Genomic DNA, 17,852 nt, shown 5'->3' on the forward strand with positions numbered 1-17,852 from the left:
TTGGTAAAATAGCTTAAAATCCCAAATTCACGCCGCCACCATCATTTAACTGGTAGTTTGCATCACGACCTTCGCTATATCCTGGGCCAGAACCACCACCTAATGGCCGACAAATGTAGCCTTCTTTCATTTGACCATCTATGATCTTAGCATAGCTAAGCTTTGGATCAGCTCTAGTAATTTCTACTTGCCCAGCCCTAGTTTCTACTCTCATATCGCTTGTGCTTTGTTTGGTGTAACTATCTTTTAGAGCTTTGCCTTGAGAAAAGCACTCAAATCTCTCGCCTACGCTTAAATTTTGTGTAAATACCACTTCTTGCCCATTTACACTAGCGATTTTTAAGGGATAAATAGCGTTTAATATATCGCTTGTTATCTTATCAGCGATTTTTTTGAATGCCGCTTCATTTGATTTTAGATCATCTTTTACGCTTACACTCATTGCAAGAGTATTGCTATATTTTACCTCCCTAGTGGCAAATAAAATCACTTGATAATCCACTGCAACTTCTGCTTTTGTGATCTTTTGGCCAGTTAGATTACTCTGTTTTGTTCTAGCTTGTGCGGCCTTAATATCAAAAATCATAAGATAATCACTACCAAGAACATTTTTAAGCTTATATATTTCATCACTATTAGCATTGCTACTTTTAATCAAAGCCTTTTCCATCTCATAGTATCCACCATTATCTCTATCAAGGATATTAAATTTTCTTGATTTAGTTAAATTTGAGATTATATGAGTTTTTAGGTTTTCGCCAAGCCCTCTAGTATCTCCATTACTAGCGTTAAATACAGCTAAACTGCGTCTTTGTTTATTATCGAGGCCTGGGGCTTTGTAGCTTTTGGTAGTTTTTGAGTTTTTTATCTCTACTACTGCTACCCACTTGCCTGTGCTATCTTGATTAGCGCTGATAATCTCATAGCTATCGGCTTTGCCTTTTGTGGCTTTGCTGATATCATTTGAATAGGCATCTACGATATTTGAGCCGCTATTATCGCTTATCGCTTGGGTGCTCGATCTTTTTATTGAGCTTATATTTACACCGCTAATTTTACCGACAGCTTCAACTATTGCGTTATTTATAGCCTCTTCCCTTGTAAGGCCATGCCCTTCTCCCGTAGCTGTTTTGGTGCTAGTGTGAGTTACCACCTCAGCATTTAGCGCACAAGCCAAAAAAGCAAATATAAATAGATATTTTTTCATACTCTATCCTAGAAATCATCTACTGTGTTGCTATTAAAGCTTTTTTTGCTAACAGCACCGGTGTTAGAAGTTTTTTTAACAGCTGGCTCTACACCTTTGCTTACTTTATTGTAAAAATCTTTTGTTTTGGCGATTTGAGAAGTTGAATAATACTTTACTACGCCTACTACTCTAGGATATTTCTCATAAGGCTCATCTAGCGTATCCCAGGTACCATAAGTCTCCACACCTACTAGCGTCTCTTTTGAAGTAGAAGCAATTCTGCTAGAAAAATAATTTATTGTCTCTCTTATACGCTCTTCTCCTAGCGTTCCATCTACCTCATCAGCATTTACAGCTTCGCCATCATCTAGATTTACAGTTACTTTTGCTTTTAGCACAGCATTAGCCATATCTACTTCTTCTGTTTTATCGCGTGTTTGTGTATTTACATTGGAATAAATGAAATTTGTGATATAAGCATCGGCTCTTATATCTGCTTGTTGCTCAGCTATTTGAGATAGCGACTGGTTTTGTATATCATCGTTTGAAGGTATAAAACTGCCTTGTGCATAAGAGACAACAACAGGCTCACAATTTTCATTATAAGCTAGTCTTGGACCTATGATTTGATAAACACTTTCTAGATTATCGATAGGAATTTGCTCTTCTAGGCTTTGGCATTTGCCTTTTACTCTTGTAGGTTGTTTTTTTCTTAGATCAGTTGCGATTTGAACGGTTTTTGGGGATACGACTGCTACAAGACCCAACTCGTATGCGCCACTATCTTCTTTTTTTCTCAAATAAGTTTGAATAGGCACTAAGCCCACAATATCACCACTACCTTTTTTAAATATTTCTTTGGCATAATTTTGCTTAAAAGTATTCATTTTCTCTTCTCTACTAAGATTAGCAAAATTTGTAACACCTTGTTTGGCAAGAGCAGCATTTATTTCTTCATCGCTTACATCTTTCAATACACTTTCTAAAAAGCTTCCTATACTATCAAATTTTAATCCTTGTTTTTTTAGTTTTGCTCTCATTTGTTCTCTTGCATGATTAAGCTCTGCACTAGCAACTGCTTTTTGTTGTGTTAACCCCTCACTAGCTTTTTCTTTTAAAGCATCTTCTTTGATCTTGTCATTAGCATTTGTGCTAAAATTACTAGCAACTTCGTCTACAGCTACTTCTTGTGCCTTATTTAAAATTTGTTCTGCTCTAACTTGCAAAAATGCTCTATCAAAGGCATTTTGAACATACAAAGCAAATTGCGGATCGGTATCTAGCCCCTTTACTGCAACGCTAGCGGTAAATATTTTATTATCTGGTTTTTTGTATTTTCTTCTCATGTTGTTAAACCAAGTTCTCATATCTTCTTGTTTTTTTATCTTTTCTGGCACTGCCATTTGATTTATTTCTTTTACATCTGCTTCTGTGATTTCTAAATCTGTTTTATCCCCCATCCCAAAAGCAAGTGAGGCGCAAACTGCTATTGATAATAATGTCTTTTTCATTTAGTGTCCTTTAGTTGAAAGTAAATTTAAGTTTTTAAATGCAGATATTAGGAATTCTAAAATAAAAATTTAAAACAAAGGTAGAATTCTAGAATTCCTAAATTTTAAATCAAATTTCTACCAGCTCACGCTTTTTGAGCTACCTAGTTTTTTGATCTCTTTTTCATCTTCCCAGTAAGCAAGACCGCTATTTAAGTCAGTTAAGCGAAGTAAAAAGAAGTACTCAACTCTAGTTTTTCCACCTACTTGGATATTGTCTTGGCGGATCTTTCCAGATAAAGAAAAATCAGGAGCAACCATAGTACCTTTCTTAGCTATTGTTTTTTGATTAAACTCATCGTCATCTCTTAACTCTCTTACATCCCTGCTCATAGTATCAAGCGCCCCACCAGCAGCTACTGCTGTTGTTAGCACAAATTTGCCAGACTGTCTCATCGCCCTTGTGATTTTGGCTGTTAACTTCTCTGTATCTATGCGAAGAGCAGTGTCGTTTTTAACTCTACCGATAGCTACAACTTTTCTGACCCCTGGCTTTTGATTAGCAAATGCCGGATCACTAAGCAAACTATTTATCATAGTCTCAGCTGCTAGCTCAAAGTCATCACCACTTAGTTGCATAGTACTCATATCTCCACTACTGCCTGCACTTGTATTTCCTACGCTTGGCTGCGTGGCGCAACCTGATAAAAGCAAGGCAAATGCACTTGCTAAAACTAAAAATGATTTTTTCATTTTGATCCTTTTGAAGTGAAATAAATTTTAAAGCTTTTTGCTCTTTTGTCTTGTGCGATTTTATTTAGCACAAATTCTCTATGGGCTTTAAGCTCGATACTATGATAGTGTTCATCTATGGAGTTTCTAAGGACAAATCCACTATCATCTAGCCAGTCAATTTTATAAAAAATAGTTTTATCAAATTTACTTTTCAAGATAACTTGAGCTTGTAAAAGTCCAAGAGCGTTAAAGTTTTTTCTAATGTCGCTTACGATATCCATATCGATACTCTCAAAGCTTACTAAGCTAGAATCATAGATGCGATCTTGTAAAACCACATCTTGATTATTAGCGCAACTTACAAATAATAAGCCAAATAATAAAATAATAAATTTTTTCATTATTTTTCCATTACTACAACCAAAGGTTTGCTACCACTTACAGAACGAACCCAGATTAGAGCGTTTTTATTTTTTTCTATATTGCCTTTTGATATTTCGTTGCCATTGCTATCTTTGATGATATATGAGCCCGTATTTTCCACCATAGCGATACTTGCTGTTTTTGGTAGACTTAGCCAACTTCTAGTATCGGTTTTATTTATTTCTGATAGCAAGGCTCCAGCCCCTAGACTAGCTAAGCCGCCAGCAACACCGCTTGTATTATTTGCAACCGCACCAGCTGCTGCTCCTTTTGCTACGCTAGACATTATGCTATTTAGTATAATCCCAGGAAGTTCTATTTTAAACTCTGTAGCAAAAATATCATCAAAATTTGCTATTTCAAAGCTTTGTTCTCCATTTAAACTAATTGTTTTTAGACCAGCATCTCTCTTGACTATTTTTGGAAAGGCTAAGGAAGTAGCTGTTATCTTGCCATTTATTGGCAATGGAATTGTTAGTTTAAACTCATCTTTTTCAGAGCCTAACCCATCTTCAAATGCTAAGAAAATGTAGTTTTTACCACCTTTTACGCTATTTGCTGCTTTACTGAAGTTTTTCTCAAAAGGCACTGCTTTTTTATTTATCGCTGAGATTTCTTTAAATTTATCTATGGCCTTTGCGTAGTCTTTATCCATAAAACTAAAAACGGCTTGAGCGTAGCTAGCATAAGGGTTTGTAAATTCCTTTGCTACATTATACCCATCAAAAAGGTGCTCATACTCGCTTTTTATTTCTTTAATGCCGTCTTGGACTTCTTTTGTGTAGTTAGGATCTTTTTTAGCTTTTTCTTGTTCTTTCTTTTCTTTTGCTATTTCTTGTTTGAAGTATTCTTTTGCCACCTCTTGGCGTAGTGCTACTCTATTAAACTCAACCCTAGCATTTTCATAATCTCCAAGACTCATAAAGTTAAATCCTTTATAAGTATTTACCATTATTCTTTCATACATATTTCCATCATAGTCGTTAAAAGCATCGCTCAATACTAGGTTTGTTGCAATCTTTGCTCCTTTTTTACCTATGCTTTCTAAATCAACATCATTTTTATATTTACTCTCAGCAAGGTCAAAAAACTCATTGCTTTTATTAAAATCCCCGCAAGACCTAGCAATGCTACCTGCGTTAATGGCTACAAAAATAGGATCATCATTTTTATTTACTTTCTCCATTTGTTTTTGTAAGAAGTCTGTATTTTGACAGTTTGGATTTGCAAATTCTTGTTTAAAATCCATCTGCGAATTTGAAGTACCTAAGATAGAACCGGCACATCCACAAAATACTGATGCACAAAGAGCAAAAGCCATATATTTTTTCATATTTTTCCTTTTTATTAAAAAATTGTTTGTAATTATAGCCCCCCTCTTATTAATTTAATCTTAAAAATTTATTTATAAAAAATTGATTTATTCCGTTTGAGTCAATTTGATACAGGCTTTTTGCTTTTGCTTACTTGATTAGCAAAAGACGAATAAAAAAAGCGTGTAAGCTGGTATGTGGTGCTATGGAGATCTTTAAACTAATAGTAGCAAAAAAGCAGTCAATCTACATCAAAATATAAATAGAGTAAATAAAATTAAAATATAATTAAAACTAAAATTCCTAGTATAATTTGGCAAAAATTCTGTAAGAATTCCAAATTTGGCAAATTTGAAATTCTTAGTGATTTTATTATATTTCTTTAGATTTAAGTAGGTGAATTTAAATCAAATTTAAAATTTCCAATATCCTACCCATATCAATATCAAAGCCCAAAATCTTTGCTCCTAAAAGTCCATCAACTGCTAAAATAGCTGGCAAAACTAAGGCCATCTCAACTGTTGAGCCAGTCTTTACTGCTATTTTCTTAGGCAAAATTCGAGCCACAAAACGCTTTTTAAATGGATAAAAATATCCCTGTATTCCACTAGGTGTTAGCATATCCCCGACATGATGCATAATCATACCAAATCCTAGCGCCCCCCATGCAATCTGCCCAAAAATCGCCCACGCTACAAAAAGCAGCACCGGAATAAATAAAAAATGTGTTGGTCCACGATGTTTAAAAAATGTCGCAGTAATCTGCGAAATCAGTGGAAATTTGCGTGAAATAAAGCTTCTAGGCTCATCAATATCAGGCAAAACAGAACCAAATAAAATCAACCCCACCACATAAGCAGTTTGTGTTTTATCTAAATTTGCCACACCGCTTAAATCTACTGCACTCACAAAGCCCATCGCTCCAAGGGCTCCAATTGCTAAATGCGTTCTAAATGTCAAAACTCTCTCCAATCCACAAGCCTAAAACTGCTGCAAATAACACGCCAAGGCTAAAAATAAAAGTAAATTTAAAATAATCTAAAAGGGATATTTTCACCCCACGAAGCTTAAGATTTGCAAGCCATAAAAGCGTAGCTAGCGAACCAATTGGCGTAAGCTTTGAACCGATATTACACCCTAGTAAATGAGCATAAATCAGCCCCATATCAGCACCAAAATCCCTAAGCGCAAGATCTCCTAGCATTACCATTGGCAAGTTATTAATTAATGCTGAGCCAATACTTGAACCAAGTGCGATACCAAGAAGCGAACTAAATCTATCAAGCCCAGCAAGCATCTGGATATTTTGGCGTAAAAACTCCAAAATCCCAGCCATTCCAACACCATAAACCATCACAAAAAGCCCTACACTAAAGACTACTACGCCAAAAGGTGCACGCTTAAAAAGTGCAAATTTGCCACTATCTTGCATCATTATAGAAATTAGTGCAACCAGCAAGATAAATAGGCTAATTGGCAACTCCATTTCTTCAAAAATCATACTCCCAACAGGCAGCAAAATCAGCAAAAATAGACACGCCAAAAATCTCCTAGACCCAATCCTTCTAGCTGGCAGCTTAAACTCTAGCACTGCAGGAAGTCGCCTAGCTAACACCAACCAAAACAACCCACACGCAGCAATAAAAGCAAAAATTTGGGCTAAAACCATCGCCTCAAAATACTCTTTAAATGAGAGATTAAAAAGCTTTGCAGTTATGATATTGGTTAAATTTGAGATAATCAAAGCATTAGAACCAAAATCACTCAAAAAACCAAAAAATAATAAAAATGCCACTAAGGGTGTGGTTATACTTAGCTCATCTTTAGTATTAGAAAATAGTGCAAAAACTAAAGGGGTTAGCACTAAAATTGCCCCATCATTTGCTAAAAATGTAGCTACAAATAGACCCAATCCCATCATAAGAGCAAAAAATTTAAGCGTTCCAATCCTATAAATTCCACCACTACCTTTAGCAAATTTTCCAATAATTCTCCCAGCCAAAGCGTCAAAAAATCCCATCTGCTCAAACGCCATAGCAATTATAATTAGCCCCACTAGCACCAAAGTAGAATCCCATACCATTGCCAATACGCCAAAAGCAGATGAGACGCTCACCACGCCAAACATCATAGCCGCTATCGCACCTGCAACCGCACTAGCCCACACTGGAAGTCCAAACGGCCTAGTATAAATTAGCGCCATTGAAATAGCAAAAATCGCAAACGCCACTCTAGTTACTTGCCTTCATATCAATCACATATCTAAACTGCCCTGAGCCGTTTGTTAGCTTTTCATACGCCTCATCAATCTGATTTGGAGTAATAAGTATAGTTTCTGGATAAATTTCATTTTCAAGCGAAAAATCCAACATCTCTTGGGTCTCTTTAATTCCCCCAATTAATGAACCATAAATTTTCTTACCAGCCTTATGTACTAGATCAATTATACTCACACTTGGTGCTTCTTTATAAGGTGGCAGCCCTACAATAGCTAACTCTCCACCAAATTTAAGCAGATCAATATATGCTATAACATCATATGATGTTGGAATTGTCGAGATAATCAGATCAAATCTTTCATTAACGATATTTTTATCTGTATTTGTATAAAAACTAGTAGCGCCAAGGGCTAGAGCATCGGCCTTTTTATTCTCATTTCTAGCAAATACGCTAACTTGTGCGCCCATTTTGACTGCGTATTTTAGCGCCATCATTCCAAGCCCACCAAATCCAGCTACACCAACCTTATCACCGGCTTTAATTTTAGAAAATTTAAGTGGCGAATATGTGGTAATTCCAGCACAAAGTAGTGGAGCTACTTTATCTAATGGGGCGTTTGCTCGAACTTTAATAGCGAAATTTTGACTTACTACAATGTTGCTTGAGTATCCACCAAATGTTATCTTGCCACCATGGAAAAAATCAGGGCAATTATAGGTATAAACTGTTTTTCCTTGCTGACAAAACTGCTCTTGACTAGCCTTACACGCCTCGCACTCACCGCAGCTATTTACCATACAACCAACTCCAGCATAGTCGCCAATTTTAAATTTAGTTACATTTTTACCTACAGCTATTACCTGACCTGCGATCTCATGACCTGGAATACATGGATAGCTCGTACCACCCCATTCATCTTTGGCCGTGTGAATATCGCTATGGCAAATTCCCGAATATAGAATTTCAATTAATATATCATTATCTCCTACACTATGACGGGTAAATTCAATTGGAGTGAATTTAGAATCCTTAGATAACATCGCATAACCAGTGGCTGGAATTGTGAAAATATTGTTCATTTTATAACCTTTTTTTGAATTTTATATTATTTAAATTTAGGTAATTTTATCTAAGTTTAGTAAAAATTAGGATGATTTAAATCAAATTTATACTTTAAATCGTCATTGCAAATTTTTAATAAATATAAAGTAATTTTTTACATAAGTGTTATTTGATAAATATTACTAGAATTTAATAAACCCTCGCAATGGCTAAGCATTGCGAGTAAATTTAAGCTATTAAAGATTTAAATTTAAGCTACTGTAGTAGTCTTAATATATTTTGTTGTACAGCATTTGCCTGGCTCATAGCGTAGCTTCCACTTTGGGCTAGTATGTTAAATTTAGAGAAGTTTGCACTCTCACTAGCAAAGTCTACATCTCTTATTTGAGATTTGGCTGATTTTACATTTACTTGAGTAACTGTAATATTATTTATAGTAGCTACTAATTGATTTTGTACTGAACCTAGGTCAGCTCTTAGCTTATCTAAAGTTTTTCTAGCTGCTTCAGCTACATCTACCATAGCTTGGGCACCGCCATATTTTATCACAAAAACTTGCCCACGAAATTTTTATATATAAGGCAAGGCTGAGAGAGTATGATTTTAGCGGTTTTTATATGAGATTTTATTTCCTTTTAATATAACTAAAATAAATTTGTTGTTTTAATTAAATTGTTTTTTTCTACAAAAGAAATAAAATCATTTATAATATTATTATTTCTTTCTATTATTTCGGTTTTGCCAAATTCACTATAGTTTTTATGTATAGAGTTTAATTCATTATTTTGTGATTTTTTATAATGTTTTTCTTTGTCAGCAAAACTAAAATCACTTGCTCTAATGTTTATTTTTCGTTCCAAAAGGACTTTATTGCCAATAAATTCTATTTCATTGCCACTAAAATTTTCTCTTTTTGCTCTTTCTTTTGCGTAAATATGTTCTATTTGAAATTACTCAGTTAATCCTGGTGTTTTTTGGGTACTATCTTTTAAAAACCACCAAGTAAGCATAGAACGAGTTATTGAATTATTATTGCTAAATTTTTGAGTTTGTATAAATGTTTTTAAATTTTCTTTTTCAAACAAAAACTTTGAAAAATCCATTTCCTTGTCATTAATAATATCTACCATAGCGCTATAAATAGGTATTCTTAGCTGAGAGACGCTAGGATATATAAAAGAATACGCAAAAATAAATGCTGTTATTTTCTCTAAAAATTTAGCAAATTTTATATTATCAAGCTGATTTTGCTCATCCTTATTTTTCATAAAATATACAGAAGTGATATTTGCCCACATTATATTTGGGGCATAGTTTAAAATAAAAAGCCATCTTAAAGTATTTTCATCAAAATAATTTTTATCTTGAATAGAAATTGCTTGCCAAAAGCTACCCAAGTTTTGCAAGTCCTCAAAAGTCCTATCGCTTTTTAATAAAGCATAACTATCCTTTTCATAAAAATCTCTCAAACCCTCTGTTGTGCTATTTTTATTACCTTTTAAAGCTCTTTGATAATACATATAACGATTAAAAATTTCATCAGTAGAAGTATTATCTTTTTTAGAAAATACTTCTTTACATAAAATTTCCAAATTTTTCCATTTTTCTATAAATTCATCTTTTTGATTTTTTGCTACATAAAATTTATAAAATTGTGCTTTAAAAATATCTGCATCAGCTAGCGGTTTGCCTCTATCATTTAAAGTAGAAAAAATCCTAAGTGCTGTTTTTTCATTATCTGCTTCAATAGGCAACAAAATACAATTATTTAAAATTCTAGTTGGTAAATAAGCGAAATAACTAGGATATTCTTTTAAAAATTCATCTACTTCTTTTTCAAAATACCTAAAATTTATGGCATACTGGCTTTTAAAATCTTTAGCATCACCAGTTTTTAGAATTTCTAAAAATTCATTCTTATGTTCATCTAAGGCTACCTGAGAATCTATTTTTAATTTTTCTTTGTTTTCATTGCCAAATTCATCACTTTTCCAAATACATTGTGCCAAGTTCTGCTTTGTTCGCATAGAATTTTCATCTTTCATTTTTTCAAGTCTTTTATAAAAAACCCTAAGCAATAGCATTAAAGTAGTAAGTCTTTGTTGCCCATCTATTACTTCAAGCTTTTTATTATTCTCAAAAGTTACAATAGGGCCTAAAAAATATTCTTCATCAGAATTAAATTTCTCAAGTTCTTTATCTGGAAAAGCGAAATCAAAAATGTCTTTCCAAAGAGTTTGACACTCATCTTCTCCCCAAGCATAAGGGCGTTGATAATCAGGTATTAAAAAATCAGATCTTTTATCTTCAAATAATTGTTTAATCTTTTTTTGGTCTATGTTTAATTTTGACATTTTTTACTCCACTAAAAGTTAAGTTTGAAATTTTTGAATTTTAGCTAAATTTTTTGATTTTCACGCTTTAATTATAATTAAAATTTGATAATTTATCTTCTTATTTTACCTCTTTTTATTTCATTTATCTCAAAATATAATTTTATTAATCCCCTTTTATATCAAGTTTTTCAAATTAATTAATTTTATTTTAAATTTTCTTGTATTTTTTCTACTAAAAGATTAGTATCGTTGCTATTAAATATTATTTTAGCAAACTCTAAATTTTGTTTATTTGTGTTTAGAATTTTTTTAATTAGTTCTTTTTGATATTCATTTTTTGCTGAACCTTTACTTAGTGCTCTGTGACAAGTCGGACAGAGTTTGACAAGATTTTCCAACACATCAAGCTCCTTTTCTTTGCCTACTGATATACAATGATGAATTTCTGTATAATATCGATTTTGTCGTGTTAGAAAACTTCTATCTTTAATATCATAAATATCATTACAAGCAGCGCAAATATCGGGAGCATAAATACGCATAAATTTTACTATATTTGCATCCCGCCTAAATTCATCATTTTTCCCTTCTTCAAACTCTAAATCCTTGCGAATTTTATCAATTTCATAATTACTTAAATTTTTGCCATAAATTGTATTTAAATAAAATCCCAATCGTTCATTTATCATTGCTCTTGTAAAGCTTGGCTCATCGCACTCAAAATAGAATATTTTATCAATATCTCTTCTATAGTTAATTTCATAAACTTCTTTGATTATTTTTGCCTTATATTCATTTATCAAACCTATATTTTTAATGTACCAAAACAAATTTATGCGAAGTTGCGTGTTGCGCCTATTTTCCCCACTTACAAATTGTGATTGTAACTCTCTAAAATTTATATTAAAAACTCCTTCTGGTATATTAAAATTATCCATTAAAAGTCTTACTCTTTTTAACTCAAGTTCTGAGTTAAAAAAATAATCTTGGCTTAAATATGGCCTACTTGTATCCACGCTACCACGAATTTCAAAAAATCCTCTTATAAATGCCTTTTTATCATCATCCATAATTTCACTTATAAAAAATGGGCTTAACATAATTTTGCGAAGCAATAGCTTATAAAATCTATCATTATTTAAATCTAAATCATTTTCTAATACAATTTGAAATGAGGTTTTACTTTTGTACTTCCAAATTCCATCACTGCTTTGATAATTTAGCGCATCCAAATATGATACTAAACTACTATTATAAATACTATCATCAAGAAATTTTGTAGGTTTGTATTGAGATATAGTTTTTATAAACTCTTTTTCTATCACATACCTAGAAAAGAATGCTCCCAAAACAAAAGGGCTTTGAGTATTATTTAAAAATTCGCTAACTTTCATTTTATGTTCCTATAAATTGAATTTTTGTATTATAACAAAAAGATAAAGGACTTTTGTGTTTAGAATTCTAGATTTATTTTGCGGTGCTGGCGGTTTTTCGCTTGGTTTTGACAAAAATCCACATTTTAAAACCCTGCTTGCTCTTGATTTTGAAAACTCAGCAATAGAAACTTTTAAATTCAATTTTAAATCCGCACAAACTATTTGTGGCGATATCGCAAATAAAAACACAAAAGAGCAAATTATAAATTTAGCAAAAGAGCTTAAAATCAATATGATAATAGGTGGCCCTCCTTGTCAAGGCTTTAGTTTAAAGGGCAAAAAATTAGGATTAAATGACCCTAGAAATTTTTTATTTTTAGAATACTTGGATCTTGTAAAAGAATTACAACCGGAAGTTTTTGTTATAGAAAATGTAAAAAATCTTTTGGCTTGCTCAAATGGATATTTTAAAAATGAAATTTTATCAAAAATCAAAGAGCTAGGCTACCAAGTAAATTGTGATATACTCAATGCAAAAGACTATGGAGTACCGCAAAATAGACAAAGAGCATTTTTTTTAGCTGCAAAAAATAAAAAATTAAAATTCCCTAAAAAGCAAGAAATTTCTGTAAATGTAAAAGACGCAATTAGCGATCTTGCTTATTTAGAAAGCGGTGAAGGACAAATAACAAGCCAGTACAAAAACCAACCACAAAGCCAATATCAAAAAATGCTTAGAGGTGAGTTTTTACAATACCACAAAGCTAGCAATCACTCCAAAATAGCACTTGAAAAACTAAAAATGATACCAAAAGAAAGCGGAAAAGAACATTTGCCAAAAGAGCTTCACGGAAAACAAAAATTTAGCACTACTTGGGGTAGATTAAAATGGGATGAGTTAAGCCCTACTATTGATACTAGATTTGACACACCAAGTAATGGCACAAACTCGCATCCTTTTTTAAATAGGGCTATTACGCCAAGGGAAGCAGCTAGAATTCAAAGCTTTGATGATAATTTTATATTTTGTGGCTCAAAAACGCAAGTTTGTAAGCAAATCGGCAACGCAGTCCCACCGCTACTAGCTAAAGCTCTAGCGGATGAAATAGCAAGGGAATTGTTATGAAAAAATATGAAATATTTAGAGATGATGCATTTTGCTGGATAGAAAATGCATTAGAAAAAAATATTAAAGTAAATCATATAATCACGGATCCACCTTATAATATATCAAAAAAAAACAATTTCTCAACTATGAAAAATCCTCGTCAAGGCGTGGATTTTGGATTATGGGATAATAATTTTGCTCTACTTGAGTGGATAGAAAAATTTTCTAAAATTTTAGATAAAAACGGCTCTTTTATTGTATTTTGCTCTTATAGATTTATTAGCGATATTTGTAAAGTTTGTGAAAGTTCAAACCTTGAAATAAAAGATATTTTAGTCTGGCAAAAAAATAATCCTATGCCAAGAAACACTGATCGGCGCTATGTCCAAGACATGGAATTTGCCATTTGGGCTGTTAAAAAAGGTGCTAAATGGACTTTTAACAAGCCTGATAATAACCCTTATCTACGCTCTTTATATAAATTTCCAGTAGTAGCCGGTAAAGAGCGAACATCTCATCCTACTCAAAAATCACTAGCTTTAATGAGTGAGATTATTAAAATTCATACGAATTCTAATGATATAATTTTAGATCCTTTTATGGGCTCAGGCTCTACTGGTGTAGCTGCTGTGATGGAAAATAGATATTTTATAGGGATTGAAAAAGATGAAAATTATTTTGAAATAGCAAAAAATAGATTAGAAAAAGCCTCAACTCAAAATTGCTTAAATTTATATACATAATATATTTTATAAAACCCTGCTTTTATATGTTTTCGCTACTTTATCCCTTTTTATCTCATTTATCTCAAAATATAATTTTATTAATCCCCCTTTATACCAAGTTTTGGTGGCTTTGATAAGGGCTTGGCCTAGTCTGTATGGTGCGCTTTGTTTTTCAGCTAGGGCGGATCTGTAATCTTCGTAATGCTCTATTGGTGGGACTTTTAAATTTGGTTTGGTTTGGATAATTTTGTGATATTCTATCTTTTGGCGTCTATGCTTTAAAGCGATAGCTAATAAAATAAAAGGCAATTTAATCTTGCCAAATATAGTTGTGTGATTTTCTATCATCGCATAACCAAGTTTGTAAGCTAAGTGATATCTTATTCTCTCTATGGCGTAATTGGCTTTACAAATGAAGCCTCCTTTATACTCGCTGCCACCGCATTTTAGCCATTTTTGGTAGTATTTATCCCAAATTTCGCCCCAAAATTGATAAACTAGCTCATTATTCCAAAACCGCCCATCTCGCCCCCAAGCATGAATAATAGGATAGCCAATACTCTTGCGCCAATATGTACTACCAGTATATTCATACCCTAGATTTTTGACTTTAAATTTATTATCTAAGATTAATAAGCTAAGCACGCCTTGGTCATTGGCTCCATATTTTGCGCTATAATTGTAAATTTGATTATAGCACTCTTTTGGGTTTGGGATTGTATCATAGTAGGCCACAATCCCACTTCTATAAACTCTACAATCTTTAAATTCGCCATTATAATCCCTAAGTGTTGGATTTAAAAGGCTCTTGCCCCTATGAGCGCTAAAGTGATAACCCTTCAATCTAAATAGCTCGCCAATTCCTTTAAGTAGCATAATATCAAAATCAAGATAGACTATACACTCACACTCATCAAGCAACAAAAGTGGCTCAAACATCCCATAAGCCATATGTGTCCAGCGAGAGAAAAAGGGCGAATTTAAGATATTTTGGTTATTTGTGTGTGGCTTTAATCTCTTAGCAAAATCATCCTTGGTAAAACTAATAAATTTAACCTTCGCTCCACCAGCAACCCTAGCAAACGCTTCTAGCTCACCTTGAGTAAATCCATCATGAACGATATAAAATATATCAACTTCACCGCTCATCACCTCAGCGATATTTGCTACCATTGTCCCGATAGCAAAGGCGGAGTTACTAGTCGCTGCTAATAAAATTCCGTTTTTATATGGTTTTTTCATAGATTAATATCTATGCTCATCGATGATAGCACGAACTAACCTAACAACCCCAAATATCAGCGTCAAAATCACAAAAATCGTGATGATATTATACATTTTCTTTGGATACGCAGCACTATCTGGTACATATGGGCTTTGGATCACTACTACTTGCTTAGCCTTTCTACCAATCTCAATTCTAGTTGTTTCAACAGCTGTGATAGCGGTTTTATAGACATCCTCAGCAAAGCTTAAATTCAGATACAAAGCCTCAAATTGCGCCACAACATCATTTAATTTATCTTGAGAAGCATTGGATGCTACCTTGCGTCTTTCTTTTTCTAACTGCTCTTTATGCGCTCTTAATTCAGCTTTCAAAGCTGCAATTTCAGGCGCATTGTCATTAAGATAACTTCTCATAGTGTTTAATTCGGTCTCTTTTTTGGATATTTGAAGCTCTATTTCAGTGATAAATCCAGCTTTGGTTTTAGCTAGGCTTTGCGGATCAAAGACTCCATACTCATTTTGAAAAGCCAAAAGCTCATTTTTGGCATCTTTATACTTTTGTTTAGCACTCTCTAGCTCACCTTGGGCAAACCTTAGCTGTTCTCTAGCGATATTGTGCGAAATTTCATTTATAAATCTCTCACACTCTTCTAAAATAGCAGCCGAGATATTACGAGCATCTTCAGGGCTAAAGCCCTCTACAGCGACATTTAAAAGCCCTGTTGTATCATCAAATAATATATGGATTCTATCTCTATAATATTTTAGATAGCTCTCTTTGCTAGTTGATGAGTAGATACGGAAAAATAGATCTAATTTTTGCTTTTCATAAAGCGATCTTAAATTTATCTTTTCATCAAGTTTTTGGAGCATATCAAAGGATTTTATATACTCTTGTAAAAGCTTGATATCTTCAGTTGAACTAGATGCCACCCCTACTAAACTCTCTATCCCGCTTAAAGATACTGGCGAGCTACCATCTGTGGATTTAACGCTTAGAGAGACATTACTAACATATCTATCAGCAGCGATAAAGGTATAGTAAAATATCACCACAATCATTATATAAATCACAGTTTTAAAACTATCAAGTCTATTTAGACGCTCTTTGTGTTGCTTTAGATCCTTAATAGATCTTAAAATCATAGTTCTTTTATTCAACTGCATATCCTTTTATACATCTCAATTCCTTCATCTACATCATCATAAACTGTAGTCATTCCGCTATTTACTAAGATTATCTTATCGCACCACTGCTTTATCTCGGCCATATTGTGCGATACCATTATAACCTTGGAATTGCTTAGTTTTTCTTTATATATAGCATCGCTTTTTTTCTTAAATTTAGCATCGCCTACAGCCCCAGCCTCATCTATCAAATAATAATCAAAGTCAAAAGCCATGCTAAGCCCAAATCCAATTCTAGATCTCATACCAGAAGAGTAGGTATTCATCGGTTCATCAAAGTATTTGCCAATCTCGGCAAATTCCTCAATATAACGCACCTTCTCTTCTAAGGCCTCGCCCCTATATCCATAAACTCTAGCTACAAACTTCACATTATCCCTAGCTGAAAGTGCGTGCTGAAATCCACCAGCTAGACCAACCGGCCATGAGATTTTCTTATCAGTGATGACTCTGCCAGCATTTGGGATATCAGCCCCACTCAAAAGTCGCATAAGAGTTGATTTACCAGCGCCATTTCTACCAATTAGGCCAATACTACAATCATCAGGAAATGTAAAGGTAAATTCACGAAAGACAAAGTGCTTATCACCATTGCTTAGTGGGTAAAATTTGGTTAAATTGTCTAATTTTATCATGGTCTGCTCGCTACTAATTCTCTTCTTTTATAATAGTAAAACCAAAATCCTATGAATAATAGCACTATATTAAAAACCAATGGATAAGCCAAATTCACACCATCAGCTAGCGGATATCCATCAAAATAATAATATTTTATACTCTCGCAAATATGAAGCATAGGGTTGTAAAGCATATATTTTAATATATTAGATGGAATTATCCAAATAGGAAAAATCACGCAAGATAGTATATACAAAGCAGCTGTAAAATATGTCAAAACAATCTTAAGTGGCTCCATAAAATGCGTAATAATCGCAAATATCACACCAAGGCTAAATCCAGATAACACCATCAAAGCCAAACTAGCAAACATAGCTAAAAAATCCCTAGGCAAGACATCATAGCCCATTATCCATCCTGCTAAAACCATCACACAAAAAAATATCAAAGAGTACATATAAAACTCAAGCAAAGTTCTAGCTAAAAATACATGAATTGGTCTAACCGGCTTATAAAAAAACAGAGTTAAATTCCCAGCTATCCCACCCATAAGCTGCGTAACGATATTTCTAAACATAAAAAACGGAATTATCCCACAAGCCAAAAACATAAAAATAGGCGTCCCGCCAGGGATAGATAAATTCGTAATATACTCACGGATCAAGGTTACTAAAGTAGTGATAACAAGAATTTGCATCAAAGGCTCACCAACTACCCAGAAGTATCCTAGATGCCTATTTTTGCCAAATCTAGTTTTTAGCTCTCTAAAAAATAGCGCCCTTATGACATTTAGCACTATATCCTCCGCAAAATTGTTTGATAAATTATAGCAAAATAAGGTT

At 33.3% G+C, this 17,852-nt stretch carries 17 protein-coding genes and 1 pseudogene; 2 read left to right on the top strand and 16 right to left on the bottom strand.

Features of this window, described 5'->3' with window-relative positions:
* Positions 1–13: 13 nt before the first annotated feature.
* The 12 genes and pseudogenes from CIGNP103_RS06370 to CIGNP103_RS06420 all read right to left on the bottom strand — a co-directional run bounded on the left by CIGNP103_RS06370 (position 14) and on the right by CIGNP103_RS06420 (position 12,162).
* Positions 14–1,207 (bottom strand): CsgG/HfaB family protein, encoded by a 1,194-nt coding sequence (locus CIGNP103_RS06370; protein ID WP_086268788.1) that lies wholly within the window; start codon positions 1,205–1,207, stop codon positions 14–16.
* 8 nt (positions 1,208–1,215) lie between these two features.
* Positions 1,216–2,700: a DUF6844 domain-containing protein gene (locus CIGNP103_RS06375; protein WP_086268789.1), complete on the bottom strand. Its 1,485-nt coding sequence runs from the start codon at positions 2,698–2,700 to the stop codon at positions 1,216–1,218.
* A 117-nt stretch (positions 2,701–2,817) separates the two neighbouring features.
* On the bottom strand, positions 2,818–3,432 hold the full coding sequence (lpoB, locus tag CIGNP103_RS06380) for a penicillin-binding protein activator LpoB (protein ID WP_086251190.1): 615 nt from the start codon (positions 3,430–3,432) through the stop codon (positions 2,818–2,820).
* Positions 3,429–3,815 carry a YcfL family protein gene (locus tag CIGNP103_RS06385; RefSeq protein ID WP_086226096.1) on the bottom strand — a complete coding sequence of 129 codons (387 nt, stop codon included), beginning with the start codon at positions 3,813–3,815 and terminating at the stop codon, positions 3,429–3,431. Before CIGNP103_RS06385 ends, lpoB begins: the two co-directional genes overlap by 4 nt.
* Positions 3,815–5,170, bottom strand: a complete 1,356-nt coding sequence (locus CIGNP103_RS06390) for a hypothetical protein (RefSeq protein ID WP_086268790.1) — start codon at positions 5,168–5,170, stop codon at positions 3,815–3,817. The genes CIGNP103_RS06385 and CIGNP103_RS06390 overlap by 1 nt, the downstream gene beginning before the upstream one ends.
* Before the next feature lie 382 nt (positions 5,171–5,552).
* Positions 5,553–6,122, bottom strand: coding sequence for a metal-dependent hydrolase (locus tag CIGNP103_RS06395; RefSeq protein ID WP_141031551.1), 570 nt, complete (start codon positions 6,120–6,122; stop codon positions 5,553–5,555).
* A complete protein-coding gene (locus CIGNP103_RS06400) occupies positions 6,100–7,380 on the bottom strand; it encodes an ArsB/NhaD family transporter (protein WP_086268791.1) in 1,281 nt (426 codons plus the stop codon). Before CIGNP103_RS06400 ends, CIGNP103_RS06395 begins: the two co-directional genes overlap by 23 nt.
* 1 nt (position 7,381) lies before the next feature.
* Positions 7,382–8,449, bottom strand: a complete 1,068-nt coding sequence (locus tag CIGNP103_RS06405) for an NAD(P)-dependent alcohol dehydrogenase (RefSeq protein ID WP_086224986.1) — start codon at positions 8,447–8,449, stop codon at positions 7,382–7,384.
* A 238-nt stretch (positions 8,450–8,687) separates the two neighbouring features.
* Positions 8,688–8,966 (bottom strand): annotated as a pseudogene (locus CIGNP103_RS06410) (flagellin); the annotation flags it as partial.
* Between the two features lie 110 nt (positions 8,967–9,076).
* Positions 9,077–9,376, bottom strand: coding sequence for a GmrSD restriction endonuclease domain-containing protein (locus CIGNP103_RS08220; protein WP_201790328.1), 300 nt, complete (start codon positions 9,374–9,376; stop codon positions 9,077–9,079).
* Positions 9,377–9,382: 6 nt separating this feature from the next.
* Positions 9,383–10,786 carry a DUF262 domain-containing protein gene (locus CIGNP103_RS06415; RefSeq protein WP_201790326.1) on the bottom strand — a complete coding sequence of 468 codons (1,404 nt, stop codon included), beginning with the start codon at positions 10,784–10,786 and terminating at the stop codon, positions 9,383–9,385.
* A gap of 185 nt (positions 10,787–10,971) precedes the next feature.
* A complete protein-coding gene (locus tag CIGNP103_RS06420) occupies positions 10,972–12,162 on the bottom strand; it encodes an HNH endonuclease signature motif containing protein (RefSeq protein WP_086241390.1) in 1,191 nt (396 codons plus the stop codon).
* Positions 12,163–12,217: 55 nt separating this feature from the next.
* Here CIGNP103_RS06420 and CIGNP103_RS06425 point away from each other — a divergent pair, with 55 nt between their 5' ends.
* Together CIGNP103_RS06425 and CIGNP103_RS06430 are read left to right on the top strand one after the other, a co-directional pair.
* On the top strand, positions 12,218–13,270 hold the full coding sequence (locus CIGNP103_RS06425) for a DNA cytosine methyltransferase (protein ID WP_086226102.1): 1,053 nt from the start codon (positions 12,218–12,220) through the stop codon (positions 13,268–13,270).
* Positions 13,267–13,995 carry a DNA-methyltransferase gene (locus CIGNP103_RS06430; RefSeq protein WP_086226103.1) on the top strand — a complete coding sequence of 243 codons (729 nt, stop codon included), beginning with the start codon at positions 13,267–13,269 and terminating at the stop codon, positions 13,993–13,995. Before CIGNP103_RS06425 ends, CIGNP103_RS06430 begins: the two co-directional genes overlap by 4 nt.
* Positions 13,996–14,001: 6 nt before the next feature.
* Here CIGNP103_RS06430 and CIGNP103_RS06435 read toward each other — a convergent pair whose 3' ends face one another.
* Genes CIGNP103_RS06435 through kpsM form a run of 4 tightly spaced genes read right to left on the bottom strand, consistent with a single transcriptional unit; the run spans position 14,002 to position 17,806 of the window.
* On the bottom strand, positions 14,002–15,219 hold the full coding sequence (locus CIGNP103_RS06435) for a hypothetical protein (RefSeq protein WP_086268792.1): 1,218 nt from the start codon (positions 15,217–15,219) through the stop codon (positions 14,002–14,004).
* 3 nt (positions 15,220–15,222) lie between these two features.
* The gene (locus CIGNP103_RS06440) at positions 15,223–16,365 is read right to left on the bottom strand and encodes a capsule biosynthesis protein (protein WP_442861925.1); all 1,143 of its coding nucleotides are present in this window, start codon (positions 16,363–16,365) and stop codon (positions 15,223–15,225) included.
* Positions 16,362–17,027 (bottom strand): ABC transporter ATP-binding protein, encoded by a 666-nt coding sequence (locus CIGNP103_RS06445; RefSeq protein WP_086241386.1) that lies wholly within the window; start codon positions 17,025–17,027, stop codon positions 16,362–16,364. The genes CIGNP103_RS06440 and CIGNP103_RS06445 overlap by 4 nt, the downstream gene beginning before the upstream one ends.
* The gene (gene kpsM / locus CIGNP103_RS06450; protein WP_086241385.1) at positions 17,024–17,806 is read right to left on the bottom strand and encodes a capsule polysaccharide transporter KpsM; all 783 of its coding nucleotides are present in this window, start codon (positions 17,804–17,806) and stop codon (positions 17,024–17,026) included. The genes CIGNP103_RS06445 and kpsM overlap by 4 nt, the downstream gene beginning before the upstream one ends.
* Between the last annotated feature and the right edge of the window lie 46 nt (positions 17,807–17,852).

The sequence above is a fragment of the Campylobacter sp. P0103 genome (genome assembly GCF_002139545.1).
Lineage (GTDB): Bacteria > Campylobacterota > Campylobacteria > Campylobacterales > Campylobacteraceae > Campylobacter > Campylobacter devanensis.